General features: G+C 60.0%; 4 protein-coding genes. 3 read left to right on the top strand and 1 reads right to left on the bottom strand.

Annotated features, from left to right (window positions below; genetic code table 11):
- The first annotated feature begins 427 nt into the window (after positions 1 to 427).
- The 3 genes from AB7I51_RS17850 (at position 428) to fabG (ending at position 2,795) form a co-directional block, all read left to right on the top strand.
- Positions 428 to 1,237, top strand: coding sequence for a CDP-alcohol phosphatidyltransferase family protein (locus AB7I51_RS17850; protein WP_428405629.1), 810 nt, complete (start codon positions 428 to 430; stop codon positions 1,235 to 1,237).
- 218 nt (positions 1,238 to 1,455) lie between these two features.
- Positions 1,456 to 1,836 carry a hypothetical protein gene (locus AB7I51_RS17845; RefSeq protein WP_428405628.1) on the top strand — a complete coding sequence of 127 codons (381 nt, stop codon included), beginning with the start codon at positions 1,456 to 1,458 and terminating at the stop codon, positions 1,834 to 1,836.
- A gap of 173 nt (positions 1,837 to 2,009) precedes the next feature.
- Positions 2,010 to 2,795, top strand: a complete 786-nt coding sequence (gene fabG, locus AB7I51_RS17840; RefSeq protein ID WP_428405627.1) for a 3-oxoacyl-ACP reductase FabG — start codon at positions 2,010 to 2,012, stop codon at positions 2,793 to 2,795.
- Positions 2,796 to 2,812: 17 nt separating this feature from the next.
- On the opposite strand, the gene AB7I51_RS17835 is transcribed toward fabG, so the two are convergent.
- The gene (locus AB7I51_RS17835) at positions 2,813 to 3,121 is read right to left on the bottom strand and encodes a hypothetical protein (RefSeq protein ID WP_428405626.1); all 309 of its coding nucleotides are present in this window, start codon (positions 3,119 to 3,121) and stop codon (positions 2,813 to 2,815) included.
- Positions 3,122 to 3,511: the final 390 nt, after the last annotated feature.

Genomic DNA, 3,511 nt, shown 5'->3' with positions numbered 1-3,511 from the left:
CCTCGTGAGTGCGTCTATGGGGAGCTGGGTGTGTTGCAGCTGAATGGCGTGCGCAAAGGGTCGCTGTCGTGTGCTTTACGATGAAGCCAATCGGAAAGCCGGATGCGGGAAAGCCGCACGTCCGGTTTGATGAGCGGGAGGGAGAAACGGAGCGCGCCACAACGCGCGACCGCGCTCCTTCTCGACTCTACTGCGACGGTCATTTCGAGAACTCTACGCCGTCGGCCCGGCGAACGCCCGACCGCCCGCAGTCGAACTTTGGGCGGTCAAACCGCGCGATTGAATAAAATCAATTGACCACGCGAGTTTAAATAGCCAAGATGTAGACAATCATGTCCAACGAAGGCGTGGTTTCCCGTGGCGGCGCGAGTTCAAACCAACCGCAAAATTCGCCGTCAACTGTGACGGGCGCAGTGACGAGGTCGCAGTGCCGGGCGTCAGAGGACAACAAAACCAGCCGTGCGAAGAGGGCCGCCTGATCGGCGCCATCGCGCAGCGCATTCCCGGAATCATATCTCCCCATCATCTAACCTTTGTAGGACTGGCGGGCGCGGTCCTGGTCGCCGCCGGCTTTATCGCAACCCGCTGGTCGAACTGGTTTCTGGCGCTCGTCGCATTTGGACTCGCCGTCAATTGGCTCGGCGATAGTCTGGAGCGCGCCGTTTCCGTGCGTCGTGGCGTCACCTTCCACTACTATGGCTATTTCATCAATAATTCCGCCGACCTCGTCGCTCAAACGCTGATGATCATGGCGCTCGGCTTCTCGCCCTATTTCACCGTTCCGTCGGCGCTGCTGGTTCTTTCCCTCTATTTATTGCTCAGCTCCTCTAAATATTTGCTCGTGGTGATCCATGGCGACCGCCAGCCGCGTGTCGGAATCGAGCCTAAGGGCGTTCGGTTGCTGGTGATGGGCTGGTCACTCTCCGCAGCATTGATTGGACACGAACTCGCCTCGAAACGCATTCTCTCCTTCGCCGCGCTCGACGTCGTCGTCGGGGGGCTGTCGATTTTCGCCTTTATCGTCTTCATTTTGATCGTTCGGCGAGATTTGGCGCTCGTTCAGCTGCAGGAGCAGGCGGCTGCGGGCGACAAATTATCATTTGATCAGGACGAAATAATATCGGACCAAGAGGAGATTATATCGGACCAAGACGAGATTTTTCCGATTGCCCCGCAATTGGCGCCGGTCCGCTGCGGCTCTCCGGCTCGAAGCGACCAGAAGATATCGGCGGGCTAAGCCGCGCGCCGCGCCCAAGCTGTATTTATCTGACTGGCTCTTATAATTGCGCGGCGCACAAGGGTTTTATCCTAACCTCGCCGGCGCTGGCGCGACCGGTTTTTCTATCGTATTCCTTTTGTTTGCCGCAATTTTGTAATTGACGTGCGAATCGGAAGAGCAAAATTCGCGCGTTTCTTGCTGGTCAAAGCTGAGGTGCAAGTTAATAGGAGTAGGCCGTGACGTACCCCAACAATGCAAAGCTTTCGACTGACAATCGGACCGTGGCGTTGTTTGAAGAGGCAGCGAATAAATTTCGAACCTATTTCGAGCGGCAAGTGCTTGCCGCGCTGCCGGAATTCGCGCGCCGCGAACTCGAAAGCGAATTGAATGCATTATCCGATTTATCGGATGACGATCAGATTCCAACCTTGGCGGAGACGTCGCTTGTTCGCGCCGAGCAATGCGCTCATGATTTGCTGAGCATGAATTATGATGGACCCGCCGGATCTTTCTTGCGGCGCTCGGTGCGCGAAGCGGCGGCGGATATCAAAGGCGCGGTGATCGCCGCATCGAGGCGGGGCGGGAATGTCATAAACTTTCCGCGCAGAGTTTCCTGACCGAGAGGTGCCTTTCGCCGAGTCGGTCCTTGCCGCCGCCGTATATCTTGGCGGCTCGATTAGTTCATCCACGCCACGCCGATGCAGCGGCGATCGGCGATCCGCCATGTTCCGCTCGATGGCGGCCGTTCGACGCAGCGTTCTTGGTCGGGAACGAGCGGAGCAATAGTGAAATGCTGACTTCAATCGCCGGCCGATCGGTTATCGTCACTGGAGGGAGCCGGGGCATCGGTCGTGGCGTCGCCCGCGTCTTCGCCGCCAAGGGCGCGCAGGTGCTGGTTGTCGGCCGCGACCTCGCGCAGGCCGAAGCAACCGCGGCCGCGATCCGGGCGGAAGGGGGACAGGCCAGCAGTTTCGCCGCTGACGTCGGCGATCCCGGCGATGTCGAGCGCATGGTCGCCGCCGCGCTGGAGCGGCACGGCCGCATCGACATTCTCTGCGCCAACGCCGGCATTTTTCCGGCCGCTCGCATGCTGGAGATGACCCTCGAGCAATGGAACGAGGTGCTGTCGACCAATCTTGCCGGCGCCTTCCTTTGCGTGCGCGCCTGCACGCCAGCGCTGGCGCGCAGCGGTCGGGGACGGATCGTGCTCACCTCCTCGATCACCGGCCCGATCACCGGCTATCCCGGCTGGTCGCATTATGCGGCGAGCAAAGCCGGACAGCTCGGCTTCATGCGCACGGCGGCGCTGGAGCTGACGCCGCTCGGGATTACCATCAACGCCGTCCTGCCCGGCAATGTGCGCACCGAAGGACTCGTCGCGCTCGGCGAGGAATATGCGGCGAAAATGGCGGCGTCTGTCCCACAGGGTCGGTTAGGGAGCGTCGACGACATCGCCTACGCCGCGCTGTTTTTCGCCAGCGATGAAGCGCGCTACATCACCGGCCAGACGCTGGTGATCGATGGCGGGCAAGTTTTGCCTGAGTCGCTGACGGCGTTGCAGGATCTGGCTCAGTGACGGGAGCATGATTTGGATCAGTGGCCGCCAGCGCAAGCCCCTGTCCAATGACGGATGCCCCGCGTGGCTTCCGCCGGGCTGTTGGTCTGAAAGCAGTCGCCAACGTGGCGCGTGGGGGTGCCTGAATTCATCTCTGATGGCGCCAAGGCGTAGAAATCATTATAGCGGGCGCGGGCGCGCTCAGCCCGGCTCGCGGCCGCAGCAGGCGCAATCGAGGCGGTCACGCCGGCGATGATCGCCAGGGCCAGCGTTGCTGGCCGGAGGATGCCGCTTTTGTCCATGTCATTCCCCTGTCCGAATGCGAAGCCTGCTGCTTCTTTGATCATTGTCAGCCTACTGAATCATCAGTATGCATATTAATTATTCACAAGCTTTCGATGAGCTAAAGGGCCACGCGGGGAGAAAATGGTGGGGCCAACGCGAGCGAGGCAGGGCGTCAAGCCAAGCGGCAATGACGAAAAGCAGTGCAGGGAGGAAGATTGGGCGATTGAGGACGCGTAGGCCTTGGAGGCAGTTCTCCACGCGTCAACGCTCTCGCGATATGTGTTCAATCCCTGCTATGACGCCGTCGGTTGCGTTAGTCGCGTCACTAGCCCGCTCTATTCACGACGATAGACGATTGCGTGGGTTTTTGAGAGAGGCTGATTTCGGGCGTGCGGCGCCGTTCGTCTTTTTCGCCGCCTGAGGATCGGTACTTTTGATTACACGCTGGAGAG

This window comes from Methylocystis sp. (genome assembly GCF_050246715.1).
In the GTDB taxonomy this organism is placed as follows: domain Bacteria; phylum Pseudomonadota; class Alphaproteobacteria; order Rhizobiales; family Beijerinckiaceae; genus Methylocystis.
The sequence above is the reverse complement of the archived record's forward strand: the minus strand, read 5'-3'. Positions and strand labels throughout refer to the sequence as shown.

Bases quoted from the DNA above. Each gene is read 5' to 3' on its own strand.
- fabG (WP_428405627.1), top strand. From the start codon at position 2,010: ATGCTGACTTCAATCGCCGGCCGATCGGTTATCGTCACTGGAGGGAGC.
- AB7I51_RS17835 (WP_428405626.1), bottom strand. From the start codon at position 3,121: ATGATCAAAGAAGCAGCAGGCTTCGCATTCGGACAGGGGAATGACATG.